At 35.4% G+C, this 24,947-nt stretch carries 27 protein-coding genes; 25 read left to right on the top strand and 2 right to left on the bottom strand.

Annotated features, from left to right (window positions below; all coding sequences use genetic code 11):
• Window positions 1–11: 11 nt before the first annotated feature.
• Window positions 12–2,606, bottom strand: a complete 2,595-nt coding sequence (gene clpB / locus IW15_RS14725; RefSeq protein ID WP_034712750.1) for an ATP-dependent chaperone ClpB — start codon at window positions 2,604–2,606, stop codon at window positions 12–14.
• A gap of 538 nt (window positions 2,607–3,144) precedes the next feature.
• On the opposite strand from clpB, the gene IW15_RS14720 reads away from it, so the two are divergent.
• The 25 genes from IW15_RS14720 to IW15_RS23125 all read left to right on the top strand — a co-directional run bounded on the left by IW15_RS14720 (window position 3,145) and on the right by IW15_RS23125 (window position 23,856).
• Window positions 3,145–3,723 carry a TetR/AcrR family transcriptional regulator gene (locus IW15_RS14720; RefSeq protein ID WP_034712746.1) on the top strand — a complete coding sequence of 193 codons (579 nt, stop codon included), beginning with the start codon at window positions 3,145–3,147 and terminating at the stop codon, window positions 3,721–3,723.
• A 225-nt stretch (window positions 3,724–3,948) separates the two neighbouring features.
• Entirely contained in the window at window positions 3,949–5,268 is a 1,320-nt protein-coding gene (locus IW15_RS14715) for a phenylacetate--CoA ligase family protein (RefSeq protein ID WP_034712743.1), read from the top strand.
• A complete protein-coding gene (locus IW15_RS14710; protein WP_034712741.1) occupies window positions 5,265–6,350 on the top strand; it encodes a 2Fe-2S iron-sulfur cluster-binding protein in 1,086 nt (361 codons plus the stop codon). Before IW15_RS14715 ends, IW15_RS14710 begins: the two co-directional genes overlap by 4 nt.
• Window positions 6,351–6,442: 92 nt before the next feature.
• Complete coding sequence (paaA, locus tag IW15_RS14705; protein ID WP_034712739.1) at window positions 6,443–7,384, top strand: 1,2-phenylacetyl-CoA epoxidase subunit PaaA; 942 nt, start codon at window positions 6,443–6,445, stop codon at window positions 7,382–7,384.
• An 11-nt stretch (window positions 7,385–7,395) separates the two neighbouring features.
• Complete coding sequence (locus IW15_RS14700) at window positions 7,396–8,340, top strand: hypothetical protein (protein ID WP_034712736.1); 945 nt, start codon at window positions 7,396–7,398, stop codon at window positions 8,338–8,340.
• Between the two features lie 54 nt (window positions 8,341–8,394).
• Entirely contained in the window at window positions 8,395–8,676 is a 282-nt protein-coding gene (paaB, locus tag IW15_RS14695; RefSeq protein ID WP_034712733.1) for a 1,2-phenylacetyl-CoA epoxidase subunit PaaB, read from the top strand.
• A 73-nt stretch (window positions 8,677–8,749) separates the two neighbouring features.
• Window positions 8,750–9,499 carry a 1,2-phenylacetyl-CoA epoxidase subunit PaaC gene (gene paaC, locus IW15_RS14690; protein ID WP_034712731.1) on the top strand — a complete coding sequence of 250 codons (750 nt, stop codon included), beginning with the start codon at window positions 8,750–8,752 and terminating at the stop codon, window positions 9,497–9,499.
• A gap of 5 nt (window positions 9,500–9,504) precedes the next feature.
• Window positions 9,505–10,314, top strand: coding sequence for an alpha/beta hydrolase (locus IW15_RS14685; RefSeq protein ID WP_034712728.1), 810 nt, complete (start codon window positions 9,505–9,507; stop codon window positions 10,312–10,314).
• Window positions 10,315–10,317: 3 nt separating this feature from the next.
• On the top strand, window positions 10,318–10,782 hold the full coding sequence (gene paaD, locus IW15_RS14680) for a 1,2-phenylacetyl-CoA epoxidase subunit PaaD (protein ID WP_034712725.1): 465 nt from the start codon (window positions 10,318–10,320) through the stop codon (window positions 10,780–10,782).
• A 152-nt stretch (window positions 10,783–10,934) separates the two neighbouring features.
• Window positions 10,935–11,735 (top strand): enoyl-CoA hydratase/isomerase family protein, encoded by an 801-nt coding sequence (locus IW15_RS14675; protein WP_034712723.1) that lies wholly within the window; start codon window positions 10,935–10,937, stop codon window positions 11,733–11,735.
• Window positions 11,736–11,824: 89 nt separating this feature from the next.
• Window positions 11,825–12,958, top strand: coding sequence for a 3-hydroxyacyl-CoA dehydrogenase NAD-binding domain-containing protein (locus IW15_RS14670; protein WP_034712721.1), 1,134 nt, complete (start codon window positions 11,825–11,827; stop codon window positions 12,956–12,958).
• 103 nt (window positions 12,959–13,061) lie between these two features.
• Window positions 13,062–13,376 (top strand): hypothetical protein, encoded by a 315-nt coding sequence (locus tag IW15_RS14665; protein WP_034712718.1) that lies wholly within the window; start codon window positions 13,062–13,064, stop codon window positions 13,374–13,376.
• Between the two features lies 1 nt (window position 13,377).
• Window positions 13,378–13,791 carry a PaaI family thioesterase gene (locus IW15_RS14660; protein ID WP_034712716.1) on the top strand — a complete coding sequence of 138 codons (414 nt, stop codon included), beginning with the start codon at window positions 13,378–13,380 and terminating at the stop codon, window positions 13,789–13,791.
• A 53-nt stretch (window positions 13,792–13,844) separates the two neighbouring features.
• Complete coding sequence (locus tag IW15_RS14655) at window positions 13,845–14,207, top strand: four helix bundle protein (protein WP_034712715.1); 363 nt, start codon at window positions 13,845–13,847, stop codon at window positions 14,205–14,207.
• 45 nt (window positions 14,208–14,252) lie between these two features.
• A complete protein-coding gene (gene pcaF, locus IW15_RS14650) occupies window positions 14,253–15,458 on the top strand; it encodes a 3-oxoadipyl-CoA thiolase (RefSeq protein ID WP_034712713.1) in 1,206 nt (401 codons plus the stop codon).
• 143 nt (window positions 15,459–15,601) lie between these two features.
• Window positions 15,602–16,195, top strand: a complete 594-nt coding sequence (locus IW15_RS14645) for an acyltransferase (protein ID WP_034712711.1) — start codon at window positions 15,602–15,604, stop codon at window positions 16,193–16,195.
• Between the two features lie 21 nt (window positions 16,196–16,216).
• Entirely contained in the window at window positions 16,217–17,044 is an 828-nt protein-coding gene (locus IW15_RS14640) for an alpha/beta hydrolase (protein ID WP_034712709.1), read from the top strand.
• 123 nt (window positions 17,045–17,167) lie between these two features.
• A complete protein-coding gene (gene paaZ, locus IW15_RS14635) occupies window positions 17,168–19,663 on the top strand; it encodes a phenylacetic acid degradation bifunctional protein PaaZ (protein ID WP_034712706.1) in 2,496 nt (831 codons plus the stop codon).
• 158 nt (window positions 19,664–19,821) lie between these two features.
• Window positions 19,822–19,977 carry a hypothetical protein gene (locus IW15_RS23040; RefSeq protein WP_228384374.1) on the top strand — a complete coding sequence of 52 codons (156 nt, stop codon included), beginning with the start codon at window positions 19,822–19,824 and terminating at the stop codon, window positions 19,975–19,977.
• On the top strand, window positions 19,977–20,354 hold the full coding sequence (locus tag IW15_RS14630; protein ID WP_228384373.1) for an SMI1/KNR4 family protein: 378 nt from the start codon (window positions 19,977–19,979) through the stop codon (window positions 20,352–20,354). Before IW15_RS23040 ends, IW15_RS14630 begins: the two co-directional genes overlap by 1 nt.
• Window positions 20,355–20,404: 50 nt before the next feature.
• A complete protein-coding gene (locus IW15_RS14625; RefSeq protein ID WP_051882061.1) occupies window positions 20,405–21,190 on the top strand; it encodes a DUF4241 domain-containing protein in 786 nt (261 codons plus the stop codon).
• A 2-nt stretch (window positions 21,191–21,192) separates the two neighbouring features.
• On the top strand, window positions 21,193–21,888 hold the full coding sequence (locus IW15_RS14620; protein WP_034712702.1) for an SMUG2 DNA glycosylase family protein: 696 nt from the start codon (window positions 21,193–21,195) through the stop codon (window positions 21,886–21,888).
• A 618-nt stretch (window positions 21,889–22,506) separates the two neighbouring features.
• A complete protein-coding gene (locus IW15_RS14615; RefSeq protein ID WP_051882060.1) occupies window positions 22,507–23,073 on the top strand; it encodes an acyltransferase family protein in 567 nt (188 codons plus the stop codon).
• Window positions 23,033–23,626 carry an acyltransferase family protein gene (locus IW15_RS14610; RefSeq protein WP_131368564.1) on the top strand — a complete coding sequence of 198 codons (594 nt, stop codon included), beginning with the start codon at window positions 23,033–23,035 and terminating at the stop codon, window positions 23,624–23,626. The genes IW15_RS14615 and IW15_RS14610 overlap by 41 nt, the downstream gene beginning before the upstream one ends.
• Before the next feature lie 104 nt (window positions 23,627–23,730).
• Window positions 23,731–23,856: a hypothetical protein gene (locus IW15_RS23125; protein ID WP_262483676.1), complete on the top strand. Its 126-nt coding sequence runs from the start codon at window positions 23,731–23,733 to the stop codon at window positions 23,854–23,856.
• Window positions 23,857–24,082: 226 nt separating this feature from the next.
• Here the strand turns inward: IW15_RS23125 and IW15_RS22090 are convergent, their stop codons facing one another.
• On the bottom strand, window positions 24,083–24,919 hold the full coding sequence (locus tag IW15_RS22090; protein ID WP_051882059.1) for a T9SS type A sorting domain-containing protein: 837 nt from the start codon (window positions 24,917–24,919) through the stop codon (window positions 24,083–24,085).
• Between the last annotated feature and the right edge of the window lie 28 nt (window positions 24,920–24,947).

Below are 24,947 nucleotides of genomic sequence, written 5' to 3'. Positions count from 1 at the left end.
AAAAAAACTATTTATTGTTCTGCAGGACGGAATACCAATCCTGTTTCTTCAAAATAATCCAATGTGATTCGGTCTCCCTCATTTACCGTTCCTGCAAGAATCTCTCTGGACAATTTGTTCAGTACTTCCTGTTGAATAACCCTTTTCAGTGGTCTCGCTCCGAAAGCAGGATCATATCCTTTGTTCATTAAATAATCTACAGCATCCTGTGTAGCAGTCATAATGATATTTCTTTTGGCGAGCATATCATTGAATCCTCTCAATTGATACTGAACGATTTTTCCGATTTCTTTTTTTCTTAAAGGCTGGAAAAGAACGATCTCATCAATTCTGTTCAGGAATTCCGGGCGTAAAGTCTGTTTCAGCAGATCAAAAACCTCATCTTTCGTTTTATCAACAATTTCATCCTGGTTTTCTTCCGTAATGTTTTCAAAATTCTCCTGAATCAGGTGTGATCCGAGATTCGAAGTCATAATGATGATCGAATTTTTAAAATTCACCACACGTCCCTTATTATCCGTAAGACGGCCGTCATCTAAAACCTGTAACAGCGTATTGAAAACATCAGGATGTGCTTTTTCAATCTCATCCAGCAGGACTACAGAATAAGGTCTTCTTCGTACTGCTTCAGTTAATTGTCCTCCCTCATCATATCCTACATATCCCGGAGGAGCACCTACCAGTCTTGAAACACTGTGACGTTCCTGATATTCACTCATATCAATTCTCGTCATATTGTTTTCATCATCGAATAAGAATTCAGCCAGTGCTTTTGCCAGCTCAGTTTTTCCGACACCTGTTGTTCCCAGGAAAAGAAATGAACCGATTGGTTTTTTCTCATCACTCAATCCCGCTCTGTTTCTTCTGATCGCATCTGCAACCGCTTGAATAGCTTCCTCCTGTCCAACAACCCTATGATGAAGTTCCGTTTCCAGATGTAATAACTTTTCTCTTTCAGACTGCAAAAGCTTCGTAACAGGAATTCCTGTCCATTTTCCGATAACTTCTGAAATGTTGTCTGCGGTTACTTCCTCTTTAATCAATTCATTCTGATGGTTTTGCATTTCCAGTTCAAGTTTCTGCAAAGCATCTTCTTTTTCTTTTATTTTTCCGTACTGAATTTCAGCAACTTTTGCATAATCTCCGGCTCTTGAAGCTCTTTCAGCTTCCAGTTTCAGAGATTCAATATCTTTTTTGATTGATGTTAAGTCCTCAGATTTTTGTTTTTCTTTCAGCCATTTAGCATTGATCTCATTTCTTTCCTCTGATATTTTGGAAATATCTTCTTTCAAATGATCGATCTTGGTCTGGTTGCCCTCTCTTGAAATGGCAGCCAGTTCAATTTCCATCTGCATCAGCTTTCTGTCTAAAACATCCAGTTCTTCCGGTTTTGAATTGATCTCCATTCTTAATTTAGCAGACGCTTCATCAATAAGGTCGATCGCTTTATCTGGTAAAAATCGGTCTGAAATATATCGTTGAGACATTTCAACAGCTGCAATTATCGCTTCATCTTTGATTCTTACTTTGTGGTGGGCCTCATATTTGTCTTTAATACCTCTAAGAATAGAAATCGCAGCCTCAGTATCCGGTTCTTCCACCATGACTTTCTGGAAACGTCTTTCTAATGCCTTATCTTTTTCGAAATATTTCTGATATTCATTCAGTGTGGTGGCTCCGATTGCTCTTAATTCTCCTCTTGCCAAAGCCGGTTTCAGAATATTGGCAGCATCCATGGCGCCTTCACCACCTCCGGCACCCACTAATGTGTGGATTTCGTCGATGAAAAGGATGATCTGCCCATCTGATTTAATTACTTCATTAACAACAGATTTTAATCGCTCTTCAAATTCACCCTTATATTTTGCTCCGGCAATCAGTGCACCCATATCTAATGAATATAAAGTTTTATCCATTAGGTTTTCCGGAATATCCCCACTGATAATTCTGTGGGCAATTCCTTCTGCGATGGCAGTTTTACCCACCCCAGGTTCACCGATTAAGATCGGATTGTTTTTTGTTCTTCTTGAAAGAATCTGCAGCACCCTTCTGATTTCTTCATCACGTCCGATTACAGGATCCAGTTTTCCTTCTGCTGCTAACTCATTGAAGTTTTTAGCATATTTATTTAAGGACTGGTACGTTTCTTCCGAACTTGCAGAAGTAGCTTTGCTTCCTTTTCTTAATTCTTTAATTCCGCCTTCCAAAAGACTTTTAGTTACACCCATATCTTTCAGCATTTTGGAAACTTCTGAGCTGGTTTCTAAAAGAGATAACCATAAATGCTCAATCGTTACAAATTCATCGCCCATTTTTTTAGCAATATTGGGAGCATCCAATAAAACTTTATTGGCGGATTGTGAAAGATAAATGTTTCCTCCCTGTACTTTAGGAAGCTTTTCTAAATTTTCACGATTTCGCTCTCTCACTAAATTAGCATCTGCTTCAGATTTTTTTAATAAAAAAGGCGATATATTTTCATCCACTTGAAAGATCCCTTCCAGAAGATGTTGAGGTTCTATACTTTGATTGCCAAATTCCATTGCAACTTGCTGTGCTGCCTGGATGGCTTCCTGTGATTTTACGGTATATTGGTTTAAGTTCATATTTTTATATTTTTGGTAAGGTTAAGTTCCGATTAATTTTTCTAAAAAACATCAAGAAATTAAATTTTAAGGCTCAATTTCTTAATGTTATCAATTATTTATCATTTAATTCGATTAGTGTATCGCAAAAACTGTTCTTTTGTTGAATTTATAAATATTTGAGACAAAATTTCCGAATTATGCATTTTTTAGCAAAAAACACAAAGACAAAATTTCCGATTCATAATTATTTATAATAAAATGATGGAAAAATCGTCATATCATAAAAATTATAAAAAGATTAATAGAGCTAATTTTGAAAACAGCGCAGTAAAAATTCCCCTCCCTTGGAGGGGTGTCAAAAATTCTGGGAATTTTTGACGGGGTGGTAAAAAAGAATAAGCTTCCTCTTGATAAAATATATCTAGTTGAATATCATATTGTTACAAAGGAAAATAACCGTAATAACTATAAATAACCTCTGCTCCTGCAGCGTTAAAAAATCATTCATTCAAAATCAATATATTAAAATCAGAATAATTACTTTTGCATTTCACCGATGGAGTTAAAAGAAAAACAAAGAAAAATATTAGACGTTGCTGTAGAACTTTTCAAAGAGAAAGGGTATATGGGCAGTTCTGTAAGAGATCTGGCAACCAAACTGAACATTAAAGCAGCCTCTCTCTATGCGCACATACGTTCCAAAGAGGAAATTCTGGAATGGATTTGCTTTGGAATTGCACAGGAATTCTTTGTAGAACTTCAATCTGTAAAAAATACTCCTGTAAATCCAAAAGAAAAGCTGGACCTCTTTATTGATAAACATCTGTCGGTTGTTCTTAAAAACCGCGATGTTACTCATATCTATTCCAATGAATGGAGGCATTTGGAAGAAAGGCTTCCTGAGTTTATAGAACTGAGAAAACAATATCAGCTTGAGGTGGAAGAATTAATTTCTGAAATTTTCCAGGCTCAAAACTGGGAACTGAAGTCACCCACTTTTACCACCAGGTTTATCCTTCATACCTTAAATAATTCTTATTTCTGGTTCAAAAGAAATATCGATTCCACCAATGAAATCACCGAAGAAATCCGGGATAAAATACTCTTCGGGTTATTAGGAAATCAAAAACGGTAAATACTTTTATAATTTTAGAAGTGTGAAAATTCACATATTTCAAATAATGAACATTTATAATTAACTGATTGTAAATGTTTTAACGATTAAATTAGGTTGATTATTGCAATTCTTTATCTATCACAGTTCTTTAGAATAATTCAAAATATGATGAAAATCATAAAAATTTTGTCAGGTGGTAAAATCTTTATAAATTTACACCTAACAAATGTTAGTTAGTTGAATATGGATTTTTCAGTTGAATACTTAAAGCTCGACCAATTGAGACAGCTTCAATCCGAGAGATTGTCAGCTTTGGTAGAGTATCTTGGGGAGAGATCGGATTTTTATAAAGGAAAATTTAATGAAGCAGGAATATCACCTAAGGAGATAAGGTCAATTGAAGATATTTCAAAACTGCCGATTACCTATAAACAGGATTTGAGAGATAATTACCCGTTTGGCTTATTTACAGTTCCGAAAAATGAACTTCAGAGAATTCACTGTTCAAGCGGAACCACGGGAAGACCTACAGTAGTGGGGTATACCAAAGAAGATGTTGATCTTTTCAGTGAAGTGGTAGCAAGATCTTTATATGCAGCCGGTGCAAGAGCCGGAATGCAGCTGCACAATGCCTACGGATATGGAATTTTCACGGGAGGACTTGGACTTCATTACGGAGCTGAAAAATTAGGAATGAGCGTTCTGCCGATTTCAGGGGGAATGACGACCAGACAGGTGGATCTCATTATGGATTTCAAACCTGAAGTGATCTGCTGTTCTCCTTCCTATGCTTTAACAATTGCAGATGAATTTGCTAACAGAGGAATTTCTGCGGATGAAATAAGTTTAAAATATGCCGTATTGGGTTCAGAGCCCTGGACGGAATTGATAAGACATCATATTGAAGAAAGATTAGGCGTTCACGCGACCAATATTTACGGGTTAAGTGAAATTATCGGTCCCGGGGTTTCTATGGAAGATTTTGAGGAAAAAGGAGGTTCTTACATCTGGGAAGACCATTTTTATCCTGAAATTTTAGATCCGGTTACTAAACAACCGGTTCCTTTCGGGGAAGAAGGAGTTTTGGTGATCACTACATTAACAAAGAAAGCTATGCCGCTTTTACGGTATTGGACCAATGATATTACCAGTCTTTATTATGATGATAATGGCAAGAGAAACATGGTTAAAATGAGACCTATTCTTGGTAGAGCTGATGATATGCTGATCGTAAGAGGCGTAAATGTATATCCAAGCCAGATAGAAGAAGCTTTTTCTCATGTGAAAGGTGTTGTACCGAATTATTATCTGACTCCGGTTGAAAAAGAACAAATGTGTGTAGCACTGGATATTGACATAGAAATTGATGATGATTTTGTAAAAGAAGCCCAGCAGGTAATAAATACCGATGATTATACTATTTTTGTCGGGAACTTTGGAAAAAGTATAGAAAACGAAATAAAAAAACGGGTAGGAATCACAACGAAAGTGAAAATTCATGCCCAGGACAGTTTGCCTAAGTGCGAAGGTGGAAAAATTAATAGAATACTAAAGAAAAAATGAATTCATTTTATAAACTAAAAACGGTAAAAGTTCAGAAAGATACCAACGATGCAGTGAATGTAGCGGTAGAAATTCCTGAAGAACTGAAAGATAAATTCAGATTCAAACAGGGACAATATCTTAACTTCCGAATGATGATCGACGGAAATGAAGAGAGACGTTCTTACTCTATCTGTAATGCGCCAAGCGAAAAAAGCAACACGCTTGAAGTATTGGTGAAATTATTGGAAGGCGGAAAGGTTTCAGGATATTTCAATGAACATCTTCATATGGATGAAGTCTTGGAAGTAATGCCGCCTATGGGAGGTTTCAATACATCTTATCACCCCTCCAACACGAAAACCTATATCGGTTTGGCAGCAGGAAGTGGAATCAGTCCGATTTTATCCAATATTAAAGAAAGCCTTTACCAGGAACCCAACAGCAATGCATATCTGTTCTACAGCAACAGAAGCATGAGCCAAATTATGAAAAAAGCTGAAATTGAAAAGCTGGTAGAGCATTTCAATGGAAGACTGAAAGTGGTTTATCTGGTAAGCCGTGAAAAACATGAAGACCCTATTTTTGAAGGAAGAATTTCCCCTGAAAAACTAGATCATTTATTTGAAAGATATACAGATATCGACGTAAAGGAAGCCACCTATTTCATCTGTGGACCTGCTGAAATGATCAAAGGCATCGCCGATTATTTAAAGAAAGATAAAAAAGTACCTGCTATTCAGGTTTTATTTGAATATTTCACCGCTCCTGACGAAGAGAATTCTGCAGAAATGAGTGATGAATTCAAAGCGATTGCCAATATTGAAAGTATGGTGACGGTAATCATTGATGACGATGAATATTCATTCCACCTTAATTCTAAAAAAGAGAGTATCTTAGATAAAGCATTGAAAGACAATCTTCCTGTACCTTTTGCTTGTAAAGGAGGAGTGTGCTGTACGTGTAAGGCCGAAGTATTAGAAGGAGAAGTTTTCATGGAAAAAAACTTTGCGCTTACCGAAGACGAGGTAGCAAGAGGATTTGTTCTTACTTGCCAATGTCACCCGACAACCAATGTGGTGATGCTTAATTATGATGTTTAATTTTTTGTAAAGTGTAAAATGTATAATGTAAAAAGTATATCGAATTACATTATACAACCGACATTTTACTTTAATACAAAAAAACAAAAGATATGGACTTAGAAAAATTTGTTCAATACGTTCACGAAGAAAATAAAGTAGAACCAAAAGATGTAATGCCTGATGATTACAGAAAATTATTGGTTCGTCAGATTTCGCAGCATGCACACTCTGAGATTGTCGGAATGCTGCCGGAAGCCAACTGGATTTCCAGAGCCCCTTCATTAAGAAGAAAAATGGCATTGCTCGCAAAGGTTCAGGATGAAGCAGGACATGGTTTATACCTGTATTCTGCCACTGAAACCTTAGGAAACGGAACTATCAGAGCAGATAGAGACGCGACTTACGAAGATATGCTGGAAGGAAAGGCAAAATACTCAAGTATTTTCAATTATCCAACATTAAGCTGGGCAGATATCGGAGCAATCGGCTGGCTGGTAGACGGCGCTGCCATTATGAATCAGGTAATGCTGATGGGGAATTCTTACGGTCCTTACTCCAGAGCCATGGTGAAAATCTGTAAAGAAGAATCTTTCCACCAAAGACAAGGATATGAAATCCTGATGGCGCTTTGCCGTGGTACAAAACAACAGAAAGAAATGGCTCAGGCTTCTCTAAACCGTTTCTGGTGGCCGGCTCTAATGATGTTTGGTCCGAATGACGACAGTTCACCTAACTCTAAAATCTCTATGAATTACAGAGTAAAGCGTGAGAGTAACGACAGTCTTCGTCAGCGATTTATTGACGTTACCGTTTCTCAGGCTGAATTCTTAGGATTAACCATTCCGGACAAAGATCTGAAATGGAATGAGGAAAGACAGCATTACGATTTCGGAGAACTTCCGTGGGATGAATTCATGACAATCCTGAAAGGAAACGGACCTTGTAATAAGAAAAGGTTACAGACAAAAGTAAAGGCGCAACAAGAAAACCTTTGGGTGAAAGAAGCGGCAGCAGCTTTTGCAGAAAAACAGCAAAAAGAATCTATTAAGTAACTGAAGAAATTATGATCTGGGATTATTTTAAAATTATTGTGATACCTGTAATTGTAGTAACATTCATTAGGGTGTTATTCGGAGCAAATATTTTTGAAAATTTTTCCAGTGTAATGTCTCTGAACTTTTTTATCACTGTTCCTTTTGTATTAGGGGCTTTAATGATTTACTTGTCAAAAGAAAAAGATACACCATCTTATACTTATAGAATATTTTTTCCTTGGTTAGGAGTTTGTGCTTTTGTAGGAGTGACAATTGTATTCCAAATTGAAGGATGGGCTTGCTGGATAATGATAACGCCTTTGTTTTTATTGTTTTCATCATTAGGGGGATTGTTTGGAGGTTATATAAAATCTAAAAAAAGAGATAGATTAAATATTTCATTGGTGATATTATTACCTTTTTTAATTGCACCAATTGAGAAATCAATACATACTCAAAAGCAGATTTTTAAAACCTTTACAAGTATTAGAATTCATTCAACAAAAGAGAAAATCTGGGAAAATGTTATTTCAGTAAAAAAGATAGAGTCTAATGAAGAGCATCCGAAACTTACAAAGTTTTTAGGGTTTCCTATGCCTGTAGAAGCAGTGCTAGATAAGAATGAAATAGGTGGATTTAGAAAAGCAATTTTCGAAAGAGGATTGATTTTCAATGAAACTGTGACGGATTATTCGGATTTTAATAAAATGAGCTTTGAAATAAAAGCAAATACTTATGATATTCCATCTACAACTTTAGATGAGCATATTTTAATAGGAGGTGAATATTTTGATATGCTTAATGGAACTTATGTACTAAAGAAAATATCAGAAAATGAATATGATTTAATTTTATATTCAAATTTTTCACTCAATACAACATTTAATTTTTATGCTGGACTTTGGGGGAAATGGATAATGAAAGATATACAAGATAATATACTTCGGGTTATTAAAAACAGAAGTGAAAAATAAAATATGATTTAAATAAATATTTTTAAATCATTTAAATTTATAAAACAAATAAAAATGAGTCAATTAGATATGTGGGAAGTGTTTATTCAGACTAAACCGGGATTATCTCACAAACACGTTGGAATTGTACAGGCACCAACAGCAGAAATGGCTTTGCAGAATGCAAGAGACGTATACACAAGAAGAAAAGAAGGGACCTCTGTTTGGGTGGTTCCAAGTAAATATATTGTGACTTCAGAAGGAGTAGACAAAGAAGCATTCTTTGATCCGGCTGATGACAAATTGTACCGTCACCCGACTTTTTATGACATTCCGAATGATGTGAAAAATATGTAATTCTCTGTAAAATGTCAGCTGTAAAAAGTACATTGTACATCCGACATTTTACATTTTACAAAAATAAAAAACAATGAATTCATTATATAATTATTTATTAAAACTAGCGGACGACAGTTTCATTATGGGACAAAGATTGTCTGCGTGGTGTGGTGAAGGTCCTTATCTGGAGGAAGATATTGCATTGACAAATATCGCATTGGACGAACTTGGACAGGCAAATAACTTTTATGTTTACGCCTCAAGAGTTGCCGATAACGGTAAAAGTGAGGATGATTTGGCATTTCTAAGATATGAACACGAATATCTGAATGCGCATTTAGCCGAACTTCCGAATGAAGATTATGCACAGACCATTCTTAAAGTATATATTTTCTCTGTCTATCAGAAATTGATGTATGAAGCATTATCAAATTCTGCTGATGAAGAACTTTCTGCTCTAGCACAGAAATCTTTGAAAGAAGTTAGGTATCATTATACTCATGCTTCTTCTTGGATGAAAATTTTCGCTCAGGGAACAGAAGAAAGTAAAACCCGTTTAGTAAAAGCAATCGAAAATGTTTGGGAATATACAAAAGGTTTATTCGCAAAAGTGGACGGAGAAGATGATTTAATTGCTTTAAATATCACTCCGAATGTGGATGAATTATACAACCAGTTTATCTCCATTACAGAAAAAGATTTCGCAGATTTTGGATTAGAATATCCAAAAGATCATTTCATGCAACCTAAATCAAGAACAGGGTATCATACAGAATATTTCGGATTTATGCTTTGTGAATTACAGTATATGCAGAGAGCGTATCCGGGATGTACATGGTAGCGTAAATGAAAAAGATGATCCTGGGTATAATCGCTTTTTTATTGATAGCATATGCTTTCATTTGTGTTGCAGTATATTTTTATCAGGAACAAATTATTTTCTATCCGGAAAAATTATCAGAAAATTATTCCTATGATTTCGGAGGTAATTTTGAGGAAATATCAATCTATACAAAAGATAAAAAGAAAATAAACTCAGTATTATTTAAAGTTGAAAATCCGCGCGGTGTTATTTTTTACCTTCATGGAAATGCAGGTTCAATAAAAGGATGGGGCGAGGTCGCGAAACTCTATAATCATATGAATTATGATGTTTTTATAATTGATTATAGAGGGTATGGAAAAAGCGAAGGAGGTATTGAAAGTAAAGAACAATTATTTTCAGATGTGAAACTAGCATATGAAGAGGTGAAGAAAAGATATTCTGAAAATAAGATTATTATTTTAGGATATTCCCTTGGAACTGGATTGGCTTCAAAATTAGCCTCTCAGGAAAATGCTAAATTATTGATTTTACAAGCTCCATATTATAGTATTGAAGATGAAATGAATCAAAAGTTTTCATTTCTTCCGAAGTTTTTGCTAAAATATAATATTGAAACTTATGACTATTTAAAAACCGTTAGGTCTCCGGTCATCATTTTTCATGGAAATAAAGATGAGGTCATTAATTATAAAGCATCTTTAAAACTGAAAGCAAATTTTAAAAAAGGAGATCGTTTGATCCTGTTGAAAGATCAATCTCATAACGGAATAACAGATAATTTAGATTATCAGAATTCAATGAAAACAATTCTTGAGTTTGATAATAAATAAAATATGAATCAGCTTTTAGATTTATTAAGTACAATCCCCGATCCGGAAATTCCGGTAATCAATATCGTGGAGTTAGGTATTGTAAGAGAGGCAAAAGTTACCAGCGAGAATGCTTGTGAAGTAATAATTACGCCCACTTATTCTGCCTGTCCTGCTATGTTTACCATTGAGGAAGATATCATTAAAATGATGAAGGAAAACGGCTGGGATGCAAAAGTGGTCACCAAAATGTTTCCGATTTGGACGACAGACTGGCTGACAGATGAAGCAAGAGAAAAACTCCGTGTGTACGGAATTACACCTCCCGAAAAAGGAGCCGACGAACATCACATCGGGAAACCTAAAAAATGTCCGCGTTGTGGATCGATGCATTCGAAACAGATCAGCAGATTCGGGTCTACCTTATGCAAAGCTTCCTATCAGTGTTTAGACTGTTTGGAGCCTTTTGACTATTTTAAGTGCCACTAATAAATGTAACAATAAAACAATGTACCAGTTTACCAATGCAAAAATAATTGTTACACTGCTAAACTGATACATTGTTAGATTGTTTAATATTGTTAAATTAGAGCAGTGTAATTTTTTAATTCTTTAATCATTTAATTTTTAAATTTAAAACCATGTATACACAACTTGATATCGAAACGCATTTTGACGGAAAACTTAAAATTGCTTACCTCAACCAGCCTGACACAATGAATGCGCTTACAAAGCCTTCTTTAGGAGATTTGAAAGATTTTATTAAAGAATGCAATGAAGATGATACTGTAAGATGTGTGGCTATTTCTGGAAGAGGAAGAGCGTTCTGCTCCGGACAGAATCTGGATGATGCTTTTGTACAGGGAAATGAACATCATGATAACGACATCATCAGAAAAATTGTAGTAGATTATTATAATCCTTTGGTGACGGAGATCACACACTGCAAAAAACCGGTTGTTGCCTTGGTAAATGGTCCAGCAGTAGGAGCTGGTGCTATGCTGGCATTAATTTGTGACTTCGTTTTAGCGGTTGATAAGTCCTATTTTGCTCAGGCATTTTCTAATATAGGATTGATTCCTGATACAGGAGGAACATACTTCTTGCCAAAATTATTGGGCAGACAATTGGCAAATTATTTAGCTTTCACAGGTAAAAAATTATCCGCTGAAGAAGCAAAATCTTATGGTTTAGTTGCAGAAGTTTTCAATGAAGAAGAATTTGCTCCAAAATCTATGGAAATTCTTGAAAGAATGTCAAATATGCCGACTGTTGCTATAAAGTTAACTAAAAAAGCTTTTGCCCATTCATACAACAATACGTTGAAAGAACAGCTTGAATTAGAAGGTGATCTACAGCAGGAAGCTGCTCAGACAGAAGATTTCAAAGAAGGAGTAAGTGCCTTTTTACAAAAAAGAAAACCTGATTATAAAGGAAAATAAAAGATCTTGTACAATGTAAAAAGTATAATGTACAAGGTATGTTGCCATTATGATACTTTTTACATTGTACTTTTTACATAATACAGAAAATGAACAATATCGGAATTATTGGTGCAGGAACTATGGGCGTAGGAATTGCTCAGGTGGCTGCAACAGCGGGATGTAAAGTCGTTATATACGATGCACAGACCCCGCAAATAGATAAAGCACTTTCAGGTCTGGAGAAAACCCTTCAGAAATTAGTTGAAAAAGCTAAAATTTCTCAGGAAAAAGCCGCCGAAATCAGAAATAATATCGCCAAAGGTGGGAAGTTACAGGATTTAAAAGATTCTGATCTTGTGATTGAAGCGATTATTGAAAATAAACAAATTAAAACAAAAGTTTTTACAGAATTGGAACAGTATGTTTCCGATAATTGCATCATCGCTTCCAATACTTCATCCATTTCCATTACTTCCTTAGGGGCAGAATTAAAGAAACCGGAGCGTTTCATCGGAATTCATTTTTTCAATCCGGCACCTTTGATGCCTTTAGTTGAGGTGATTCCATCTTTACTGACAGAAAAATCTTTAGCAGAAAAAATGTATACCCTCATGAAAGATTGGGGTAAACTTCCCGTGATTGCCAAGGATATTCCTGGGTTTATTGTTAACAGAATTGCCCGCCCTTACTACGGAGAAGCATTAAGAATTGTTGAAGAAAATATAGCAACTCCGGAACAGGTGGATGATGCTATGAAAACACTGGGTAACTTCAAAATGGGTCCTTTTGAATTAATGGATCTCATTGGTGTTGATGTGAACTTCTCTGTAACCACTACCGTTTATAAGGATTATTTCTATGATCCAAAATACAAACCATCTTTACTGCAGCAGCGTATGTCTGAAGCAAAACTTCACGGGCGAAAAACCGGAAAAGGCTTCTACGATTATGCAGAAGGGGCTGAAAAGCCGATTCCTCAAAAGGATGAAGCTTTATACCAGCAGATTTTCTTAAGAATTATTTCCATGTTGATCAATGAAGCGGTTGAAGCAAAAAGGCTGGGAGTGGCCAATGATGAAGACCTTGAACTGGCAATGCAGAAAGGAGTAAACTATCCAAAAGGATTATTAAGCTGGGGCCAAGAAATCGGATATGCAAAAATCTCCGAAGCCCTGCAAAACCTTTACGAAGAATATCAGGAAGAAAGATACAGGCAAAGCCCTTTACTTCGTAAAATGTAACAATATACTAATCTAACAATGTAGCAATCTTACTGTCATTCTGAGGAAAGTGAAGAATCTCAATTGGTAAAGAGTTACAATGTTAAATTTTAGATTAAAATTAATGGGTATAGATGAATTTAAAATTGAGCTGGAAACAAGGCTTTTAATTGAAAAAAACTATGTAATTCAAGAACTTGCTTCGATCTGTGATGATCAGGAGATACTTGGATTATTAGGGAAATTTAATGAAAAATATAAAGACTTGGTAAAACGGTTAGCTTATGAAAATGGAATCGACTTAAGCGCTCCTTATCCAATTGAAAATTCATCCAATTCAGAAAATCTTTCCTATGAGCAAGTAATTCTTGGCAAAACTATGAGTATTTATGATCAGTTGGTTGAAGAATTATATGAAGAAATAACAAGTATAGAGTAAAATGAATCCAAGACAAGTTGCAGAATATATGTTCGATCAGGATTATTTTTCCCAGTGGATGAATATCAAAATGATTGAAGTACAAGAAAATTATTGTTTACTAGAAATGCCCATCAGACAGGAAATGTTGAATGGCCTTAAAACCGTTCACGGAGGTGTTACATTTGCTTTTGCGGATTCGGCATTGGCATTTTCATCCAACAATTCCGGAGATGCGGCAGTAGCATTAAACTGTATCATCAGTTTTACCAAAGCCGGAAAAGAAGGCGATATTTTCAGAGCTGAAAGTAAACTGGTAAACAATACAAGAAAAACCGCTGTTTACGACATCAATATTACCAATCAACATGAAGAACTGATTGCAAAATTTGTCGGAACAGTCTATAAAATCGGAAAAAAAGTAACAGAACTGTAAGTTCAATATAACAATGTAATAGTTTACCAGTGTAACAATTTAATTTTAAAAGGATGATAAATTTTGACAATAATCCGTTGATTCAGAAAACTGTTCAATTTTCATTAGATATTATTGAATTTTGTGAATTATTAGAGGAAAAAAGAAAATTTGTTATTGCTAAACAACTATTACGTTCAGGGACAAGCATTGGAGCGAATGCATTTGAAGCCCAAAACCCTCACAGTAAAAATGATTTTATCAATAAGATAAAAATTTCAGCCAAAGAATTGGAAGAGACCAAGTATTGGCTATATCTGTGTAAACATTCCGATAGCTATCCATTTGATGAAAAACTAGAACATCAGATTATAGAATTAGGAAAAATTATTTATAAAATATTAAGTACAAGTTTAAATAAAAACCAATCGATTTAGTATTGTTAGACTGTTACATTGCTAAATTGTTACATTTCAAATATTATGAACAACGTATATATCATAGATTATATAAGAACGCCAATTTCAAAATTGTCAGGTGGTCTTTCAGAAGTACGTGCCGATGATTTGGCAGCAGTTGTCCTTAAAGAAATTGTTGCCAGAAACCCTGAAGTTCCTGTTGAGGAAATTGAGGACGTTATTTTCGGATGTGCCAATCAGGCAGGAGAAGATAACCGTAATGTAGCAAGAATGGGACTTTTACTGGCCGGACTTCCTTACAAAATAGGAGGTGAAACCGTCAACAGGTTATGTGCTTCCGGAATGTCGGCAGTTGCGAATGCTTTCCGGTCAATTGCTTCTGGTGAAGGTGAAATTTACATTGCAGGTGGAGTAGAGCATATGACGCGTTCACCTTATGTAATGTCAAAACCGAGCGCAGCTTTTGGAAGAGACAGCCAACTATTTGACACCACTTTCGGATGGCGTTTTATCAACCCTAAAATGAAAGAATTATACGGTGTTGACGGAATGGGAGATACAGCTGAAAACCTTGCGGATATGCATCAGATCAGCAGAGAAGATCAGGATAAATTTGCGCTTTGGTCTCAGCAGAAAGCTACAAAAGCACAGGAAAGCGGAAGACTGGCGGAAGAAATTGTAAAAGTTGAAATCCCACAGAAAAAAGGAGAACCGAAAATTTTCGATACAGACGAGTTTATCAAGCCTACATCTTCTATGGAAGGGTTAGGAAAACTTCGTCCAGCTTTCAGGAAAGAAGGAACCGTTACAGCCGGAAATGCTTCAGGAATGAACGACGGTGCAGCAGCATTGATCCTGGCAAGTGAAGAAGCCGTAAAAAAATACGGATTGAAACCAAAAGCTAAGATTTTAGGATCTGCGGTAGCAGGTGTTGAACCAAGAATTATGGGAATCGGACCTGTGGAAGCAACGCAGAAACTCTTAAAAAGATTAAACCTGTCTTTAGAAGATATGGATGTTATCGAATTAAATGAAGCGTTTGCAGCTCAATCACTGGCGGTAACAAGAAGCTTAGGACTAAAAGACGATGATGCAAGAATCAATCCAAATGGAGGAGCTATTGCGATTGGGCATCCTCTTGGAGTTTCTGGAGCAAGAATCATTGGTTCTGCAGCGATAGAGCTTCAAAAGCAGAATAAAAAATATGCATTATGTACGCTTTGTATCGGTGTCGGACAAGGCTATGCAATGGTAATTGAAAAAGTATAGCTTTTTTCAATAATGTACCAATATAGCAGTGTATCAATGTACCAATTTAAATTCAATCGTTTAAATATTGTTAAACTGTTAGATTGATACACTGTTACATTCATTAAGATATATTGTTAAATTAAATTTTTAATAAAAATTTCATGAACATCTACTCATATCACGGGATTCGCCCTATCATAAAACCATCGGCCTATATTCATCCGCAGGCCGTAATCATTGGAAATGTAGAAATAGGTGAAGAAGTATATATTGGTCCCAATGCGGTCATCCGTGGCGACTGGGGTAAAATTATTATAAAAGACGGAGCCAATGTGCAGGAAAATTGTACACTTCACGTTTTCCCCAATATTGAAACTATTTTAGAAGAATCAGCACACATTGGACATGGTGCCATTATCCATTCTGGACATATCGGGAAGAATTGTCTGGTAGGAATGAATGCTGTGGTTATGGATAAAGCGGTGATCGGTGACGAATGCATCATCGGAGCATTGGCTTTTGTTCCGGCCAATTTTACATGTGGTCCAAGAAAATTAATTGTCGGAAGTCCGGCAAAAATTATCAGGGATGTTTCTGATGATATGATTCATTGGAAAACACAAGGTACAAAACTGTATCAGGAATTGGCGAGAGAAGGGAAGGATGCCATTCTTCCGTGCGAGCCGTTTTCAGAATATGTCGAACAGATTCCTACGAAAATTGTTGATTACAGTATTTGGGATGATGTGAAATAACCCCACCTTACAAAATTTAATATGTTAAAAAAACTTCTAATTTTCTGCAGTATTCTGTTTGCATTTCAGTCTATGGTGTTAGCCCAGAATGAAATTGTAAAACCACTTACCATTGGAGAGACAGTCACCTTAAAATCTGCCATCTTAAAAGAAGAGAGAACTTTAAATATCTATCTTCCTTTGGGTTTTGATAAAGCTAAATCATATCCCGTAATCTATCTTCTGGATGGAAGCATGAATGAAGATTTTATCCATGTTTCAGGACTCGTTCAGTTCTTTAATCAAATGTATGCTATGCCGGAGACAATTGTTGTGGGAATAGCTAATGTAGACCGTAAGAGAGATTTTACCTACCATACAGATTTAAAAGATTTACAAAAGGATTATCCTACTACAGGACATTCTGATCGGTTTATCAGTTTTCTTGAGAAAGAGTTGAAACCTTATGTAGAAAGTCATTACAAAACAACAGATACCTATATATTCGGACAGTCTTTAGGTGGACTTCTGGCAACGGAAATTCTATTGAAAAAGCCTGAAATGTTCAATAATTATTTTATCATAAGTCCGAGTTTGTGGTGGGATGATCAAAGTCTGATCAAACAGGCAAAACAACTGCTTTCTAAAAGTCCCGACATGAAAAAGTTTGTGTATGTTTCTGTAGGAAAAGGGGAACATCCTGTGATGGTAAAAGATGCAGAATCCATCTATGATATTCTTAAAAATTCAAACAAGAAAAACTGGACGGTAGAATATAAAATGATGGAAGGTGATAACCATGCAACGATTCTTCACAGAAGTCTGTATGAAGGACTGGTGAAAATGTTTCCTTACAAAGAACCGAAATAAAAATAAATAAATGTAACAATATATCAATGTGAAAATCTAATCATTATGTGCTTGCATGCCAAGTTTATAGGAGCAACTCACTGCCAAACTGTTAAATGGACACATTGTTAAATTAAATATTTTATGGAAAAATTAAAAAACTATATCTACGGAGAATGGGTAGAAGGTACCGGAAACGGAATTCCTTTATACAATGCTGTAACGGGAGAGCAGGTTGCTGTTTCAGATACAGAAGGCCTTAATTTTGAACAGGCTCTTGATTATGGAAGAACAGTAGGGTACAAGAACCTTTCTTCTATGACGTTCTACGATCGTGGAGAAATGTTGAAAAAAGTAGCGCTGTATCTTTTAGAAAGAAAGAAAAAATATTACGAACTATCATATAAAACAGGAGCTACGCATGCAGACTCATGGGTAGATATTGAAGGAGGTTTCGGTACCTTTTTCACCTATTCCGGATTGGCAAAAAGAATGCTTCCGAATACTCCGTTTTGGGTAGATGGCGAAACTCAGAAGATTTCTGCCAACGGAACATTTCTGGGAACCCATATTTTAACCCCTAGTGAAGGAGTTTCTGTACAGATCAATGCCTATAACTTTCCGGTTTGGGGAATGCTGGAGAAACTGTCAACTTCATTATTGGCAGGAGTTCCAAGTATTGTAAAACCATCTCCTTACGGTTCCTATTTAACCAATGCTGTTTTTCAGGATATGATTGAAAGTGGAGTCCTTCCTGAAGGGGCCCTTCAACTGGTTTGCGGTGAACCCGGAAATATTCTGGATTACGTACAGGATGGAGATTCTGTATTGTTCACAGGTTCTGCAACAACAGGGAGAAAATTGAAATCTTTACCTTCAGTGTCTGGAAATTCTGTGCGTTTCAATATGGAAGCAGACTCCTTGAACTGCTCAATCCTTGGATTAGATGCTAAACCGGGAACCCCGGAATTTGATCTTTTCATCAAAGAAGTTCGTACGGAAATGACGACCAAAGCCGGTCAGAAATGTACAGCGATCAGAAGAATTATCGTTCCTGAACATTTGATAGGTGACGTTCAGAATGCCTTATCCAAAGCATTGGATCAAACCAAAATAGGAAATCCCCTAAGCAGAGAAACCAGAATGGGATCTTTAGTAGGAAAACAGCAATACGATGAAGTTCTTAGAAAAGTTAATATTTTAAAAACCGAAACAGAGCTTGTATACGACGGAAAACACGAATTGGTAGATGCTGATTATGAAAATGGAGCATTTATGAGTCCGAAATTATTCCTGAATGACAAACCTTTTGAAAAAAATATCTCTCACGATGTTGAGGCTTTCGGACCCGTTTCTACCCTGATGCCTTATAAAGATGCTGAAGAAGCAGCTGCTCTGGCAAAAAGAGGAAAAGGAAGTTTAGTAGGTTCTATCATTTCTCATGATGACCATTTTATCGCTGAAACGTCATGGAAAATGGCTTCCCAGCACGGAAGGATCTTTGTGTTGAATAGAGATAACGCAAAAGAAAGCACAGGACACGGTTCGCCGCTTCCTACCTTAATGCACGGAGGACCTGGTAGAGCAGGAGGTGGAGAAGAAATGGGCGGATTGAACGGCTTACATTTCTTCCTTCAAAAAACAGCGATTCAGGGATCACCGGATGTTCTGACGGCGATCACTAAAATTTATCAGCAGGGAGCAGAGAAAAAATTCGCAGACAAACATCCTTTCCAAAAATATTTTGAAGACGTTGAAGTCGGAGATTCATTAGAGACTGCAGGAAGAACAGTTACCGATGCAGATATCGTTAACTTCTCCAATGTTTCATGGGATCATTTCTATGCCCACACAGATGCAACAAGTTTAACAGGAACTATTTTTGATAAAACCGTAGCACACGGATATTTCATCCTTTCAGCGGCAGCTGGATTATTTGTTTCCGGTAAAAAAGGTCCTGTTATTGCCAACTATGGACTAGAAAACTGTAATTTCTTTAAACCTGTATATGCAGGAGACACGATTACAGTATACTTAACGGCAAAAGAAAAGGTAAACCGTGGTGTAAAAGGTAGAAATATACCTTCAGGAGTCGTAAAATGGCTCGTTGAGGTGGTTAATCAGCGTGAAGAAGTGGTTTGTGTAGCTACGATCTTAACATTGGTGGCGAAGAAATCACCATTTATCGATTTGAAAGTAAAAGCTGTTGAGAAAATCCTGAACGGTTTAACAGATCATACTCAGGCAAAATGGGGCAAAATGTCTCCTCAGCAAATGATTGAGCATTTGGAACATGGTGTTTTGGTAAGTTTAGGTGAACCTGAAGCAGACAAATGCTACACTCCGGAAGAACAGCTTGAAAAATGGCAGGATTCCCTTTACAATCACAGAAAAATGCCTAAAGATTTCCCGGCTCCTTTCCTGGCGGAAGATGAAAAATTATTAGAATTAAGACATAAAAATCTTGAAGCTGCCAAACAGTCTTTCATAGATAATTTGAAAAAATTCTCAGTGTATTATAAAGAAAATCCACAGGCAGAGCATATGAATTTTGTTTTCGGAAAATTAAATAAAGAAATGTGGGAATTAATGCACAGTAAGCATTTCACCCATCATTTTGAGCAGTTTGGATTGATTTAATTCAGAATAAAATATAAATTGATTATCCCTTTTGGTTTTTACTGGAAGGGATTTTTGTTGTCCCTGATAAAATCTTAGTTGAATAAAGGCTTTTCTTAAAAATGATAAGTACTTTTACAGGAATACTAATATCAGAATCTCATTTATTTACAAAAAATATGGAATTACAATTTTTTAAAGACTTCGATTTCACCAATTTCTGGAATGAAAGCAGCTATTCAGTAAGAGATTATATTGAAGATTACCCCAATGATGAAATGATTGCATCAGTGGAAAGTGAACTTGGGTATAAGCTTCCTGCTTCTTATATTTGATGAGGTATCAAAACGGTGGCTTAGTAAACAAATCCTGTTTTCCTACTGCTGAAAGTACTTCCTGGGCAGATGATCACATCGCTATCACAGGGATTATGGGAATTGGGCGTGAAAAAACATATTCTCTTTGCGGCGAATTGGGAAGTCGGTTTATGATGGATGAATGGGGATATCCGGACACTGGAGTATATATTGCCGATTGCCCTTCCGCAGGACATGACATGGTGATGCTGGACTATTCCAAATGTGGAAAAGAAGGCGAACCTGAAGTTGTACACGTAGATCAGGAAGATGATTATAAGAAAACCTTTCTGGCCAAAAATTTTGAAACTTTCATTAAAGGCTTAAAAGACGAAGATGAATTTGATTTAGATTAAATAATCAGTATTTTTAACTCTTAATTCATCAAATTATAAAATAAAAAACAATGAACGAAAGTTGGATGCAAAAGTGGGAAGAGGTAAAAGATGTTATGGTATGCCCCACAGATTTAGAATCCTATTTTACCTCTGAGGAGATCCTTGATCAAAAAATGGAAGTGATGGAAATCGGAAATGTTTCTCTGCCTTCCGGAAAAGTAATTGTAAGAGATCCGCTGGTCTATTTGAATGCAGGAGAAAAACCTTATTTCATTGAAACTCCGAAAGGAGATTTTCCAGTAAAGATTGCTGTGGTAAAATCAGAAGAATGGGGAGACAGGTATGCCGTTGCCAAAGTAAAGTTTACCGATGAAAATCCCGTTATTTATCGCGAAGCACTCCTGGGTAACGAAGACATTGAAGATGTGGGAGAAGGTGATTACTTTGGATTTGCAGTAGATGCAGGATTAGCCTGTATTACGGATGTGGCTGTACTTCCTGCCTATGATAAATTCCTTACAGAAACCAATGCGGATAATATCTACGATGATTATTTTGCGGGTCTTTTTGCACAGAGCTATAAAGATCACCCTGACAATCAAAGAGAGCTGGGAGACTGGATCAACTGGACAATTCCAAATACGTCTTATCACATACCAATTTTTGCGAGTGGTTTTGGTGATGGTGCTTATCCGGTATATTTTGCTTACGATGCACAAGATCAGATCTGCGGATTGTATATTCAGTTTATTGATATTGAACTGGCATTGTCTGATGACGATGAGGAGGAATATGAAGAGGATGAAGAAGACGATAACAATGAACCTGAAAATTTCGTTTTTCTTAAAGACTAGGTATGAATAAAACTTTTGCTGATCAGGTTGTTCAGTTTAACAAAAATCTGGAATATGCAGGGGATCTTCCTGAAGGTTTTCAGATATTAAATCCCTACATGAATAATCCGGAAACAATGGAGGTCATGCAGAAGTTTTATCAAAAATATTATAACGATTCCAACCAAAGAAAATTCATCATTGGAATTAATCCCAGCCGTCATGGAGCAGGAGTTACAGGCGTTCCGTTTACCGATACAAAACGCTTAGAAAGCGTTTGTGGAATTCCCATGAAATCTGCCTATACTCACGAAATTTCTTCCGTTTTTATGTATGATATGATTGCAGAATATGGTGATGCAGATGAGTTTTACAATGACTGTTATATCAATTCACCGTTTCCGCTGGCTATTGTAAGAAAAACCAGAAATGGTGATGTCAATGCGAATTATTATGATGATAAAAAGCTGTTTGAAGCGGTAAAAGATTTTATGATCGATTCTTTAAAGAAACACATCAGCTTGAATCTCGATACCTCAGAGGTCTTTGTTCTCGGAAAAAAGAATGCAGATTTTATCTCTAAACTGAATAAAGAAGCAAAGCTTTTTGAAAGAATGACTATTCTGGAACATCCAAGATATATTCAGCAGTATAAGCTGAAAGAAAAACAAATGTATATCGATAAGTATGTACTGGCTTTAAAAACCATAGTATATTAACTCCTGAAATCTAAAGTATAGTATAAGATTGTTTTGTGCTTGTGAATCATTTGATAACAATGCAAATGAAACATTTCTTGGAAATATTCAATAACATCCTTGTCAACACTGAAATTCTTTCTTATCGACCACCACATGTCATTTTATTCTATTTATTTTCATCTATTCCATGAAGTCTTCTATTATTGCCCCAGCGAACACTCTGGCTATTCATTATCCCTAAAGAGGCTTCAGCTCACTAACCCTTTTTCACACGAACTTTCATGCATAGTTTTTCTATAACTAAGTCGAAATAGCCTGCCTCTATCCAGCGGATATAATAGTAATAAACCAATTGCCATTTTGGAAAATATTTAGGAAACATAAGACACTAACAGCCCGTTTTTATCAGATATATTAAGGCATTTCAAATCAGTATAAGAGGATATTTTCTTTTTCTCTCTTTTAGCTTCATATTTTTCCACTGGTTTTCATTCAAACCACTTGGGTATTGCATTATTTTTTTTTTCAAATATCCAACCTTTGAAATCCGCTTAACAAAATTTTCCAGCTAAATTTAAACAGGCTCTTAATAATTTGTAGTAAATTAGCCGGATTTTAACAAATTAAACACAAAGAATGATGAAAGTTTTAAGTATAAATATAAAACAAGATAGAGTTTTTGGACTTGATATTTTAAGATGTTTGGCTATTTTATTTGTAGTCATTGGACACGGTAATTATCTTTTGCCAACTAAAATTTCAAATATTATCGATTATTTTATATTCGATGGAGTAAGTGTATTTTTCGTGTTAAGTGTATTTTTAATAGGTGGTATTTTGATTAAAGAGATTGAAAATAAAGATATTTCTTTTAAATTAATATTGAATTTTTGGAAAAGAAGATGGTTCAGAACACTTCCAAATTATTTTCTAATTCTTATTATTCTATGTATTTTAAGTGTATCATTTGACAAAGACTTTGATGGTATCAGAAGTATTGCTAGATATTTTGTCTTTTCGCAAAATTTATTTACACCTCATCCCGGTTTTTTTCCAGAAGCTTGGAGCTTAAGTGTTGAGGAATGGTTTTATTTATTAAACCCCATTAATTATATTATTTATTTCGGTTACTCTAAAATCATCAAAAAAACAAACTTTGATTATGACTGCTTCTCTTATCATTATTGCTGTAACAGTTTTTAGATTTTACAGATTTTTAACTGTGACAATTAATGATATAAGTGATTGGGATTTGATATTCCGTAAACAAGTTTTTACAAGACTAGATAGCTTAATGTATGGGGTTGTAGGTGCTTATTTTGCATATTACTATAAATCAAACTGGTTAAAATACAAAAGAAGTCTTTTTTTAATTGGTTTTGTAATTTTAGTATTCCCGAAATTCATCTCTTTTAATAACTTTGGTACTATCTATCTTTGTGTGTTTTCTTTTTCAATTAATGCTATTGGAACTTTATTTTTAATCCCATATTTGAGTGATTTTAAAAAAACAAAAAATGCCTTTATACATAAGATTGTAACTTATATCTCTTTAATTTCATACTCTATGTATTTGATAAATTTATCTATTGTTAAAAAATGGATTTTAAACAATGTTCAGATCGAAGATATTAATTCCTATTTATTGATAATTATTAAATACTTTTTGTACTGGTTCTTAACTATAATATTATCAATTTTAATTTATAAATATTTTGAAATTCCAACAACAAAACTGAGAGAAAAAATAAATTAGATGTAATACTAATATCTTCACATAAATTTGTCAAATCCAGGCAAACCTTTCAATCTAAGAACAAAAAAAGTGCAGAATTTTTCAATGCAACCTGGAATGATTTAATGGAAAAGTCTGAGTTGGTTTTTACGAGAACTGTAGAAGGAAGAAAAATACTGCTGAAATTAAGGTTCCAGTCTTTGATGAAAAGAAATACAGGAATTGAACATATTCATAAATGGACCAGATAAAATAAACTCCCTTGACAATTGTTAAGGGAGTTATCATTTATGCATTAGAATCGCAGGGAAGCTGAATTCTTTTTCATACTGATTACAAGCGTTTTTATAATACAGTAGAAAGGTTGAGTGCATTTTTGTTCATATCATGACTGCTCATTGAGTGTAGAATAAAGTTTTCATGGTTACTGTTTATTTATTCAGAAAAAGCAGACTGTTATAAATGAAATGCTTTGTATTAATCCTTAATGATTTTATGAGATTCTGATAAGGTTTTAAGAATGTAGACACCTTTTGGTAATTCGGCGATGTTAGATTCATTCACTCCTTTTTTTACTTCCAGGGTTTTCACAAGCCTTCCGGTCTGATCATAGATTTCTGCCTTTGAGTTTTCATCCGTTTTGATGGTAAAGGCTCCTTTAGTAGGATTAGGATAAACACTCATTGTTTTCGGTGAAGCTTTTGTTTCGCCAGTAGCTAAAACTACACCCGTATCTTTTACCCAGGTAAAAGCATCAACACCAAGATAACGATAATCTCCGCCGATGGTCAGCTGAAGCTGATCAATAACGATATTCGAGTAGTTTTGCCCGTTCAGGTTGGTCAGATCAATCAATGTATACCCGTTGGTAGTTCCCAAAGATGTTGCAAAGCCATTGCTTTTAGTTTGGGTAAACTTGGTGATACCAGACAGCTTACCTGTAATGGTAAGCGTACCCGCAGCATTTTGGTTAATAAGATAATTGGCTAAAAACACCCAGAATCTGTTGACTTTAAACAAATTTGAAGTGGTTTTTATACTAAAAGAAACGTTTGCATTGGCAAGTGTTGCAGTTCCTGTATTATCAATATATCTGTTGTCATTCGCCGTACCATTCCATCCTGTGTTGGCGAAATTTCCAATGTCAAAAAGCGAAGCTGGAGCATTATGCGAAATGATATTAAAGATTACGCCGTTATCTGTGAAACTCGTGCTTCCACTGGATTCAGTTTCGAATACTTCTGTACTTGTCTGCGCGAAGGTGAAAAAGGAAATGAGCAGACTACAAATCGTAAAAAAAGTAGTTCTTTTCATGATTTTAATTTTTAGGTTGTTTTTAAAT

This window comes from Chryseobacterium soli (genome assembly GCF_000737705.1).
Lineage (GTDB): Bacteria > Bacteroidota > Bacteroidia > Flavobacteriales > Weeksellaceae > Chryseobacterium > Chryseobacterium soli.
The sequence above is the reverse complement of the archived record's forward strand: the minus strand, read 5'-3'. Positions and strand labels throughout refer to the sequence as shown.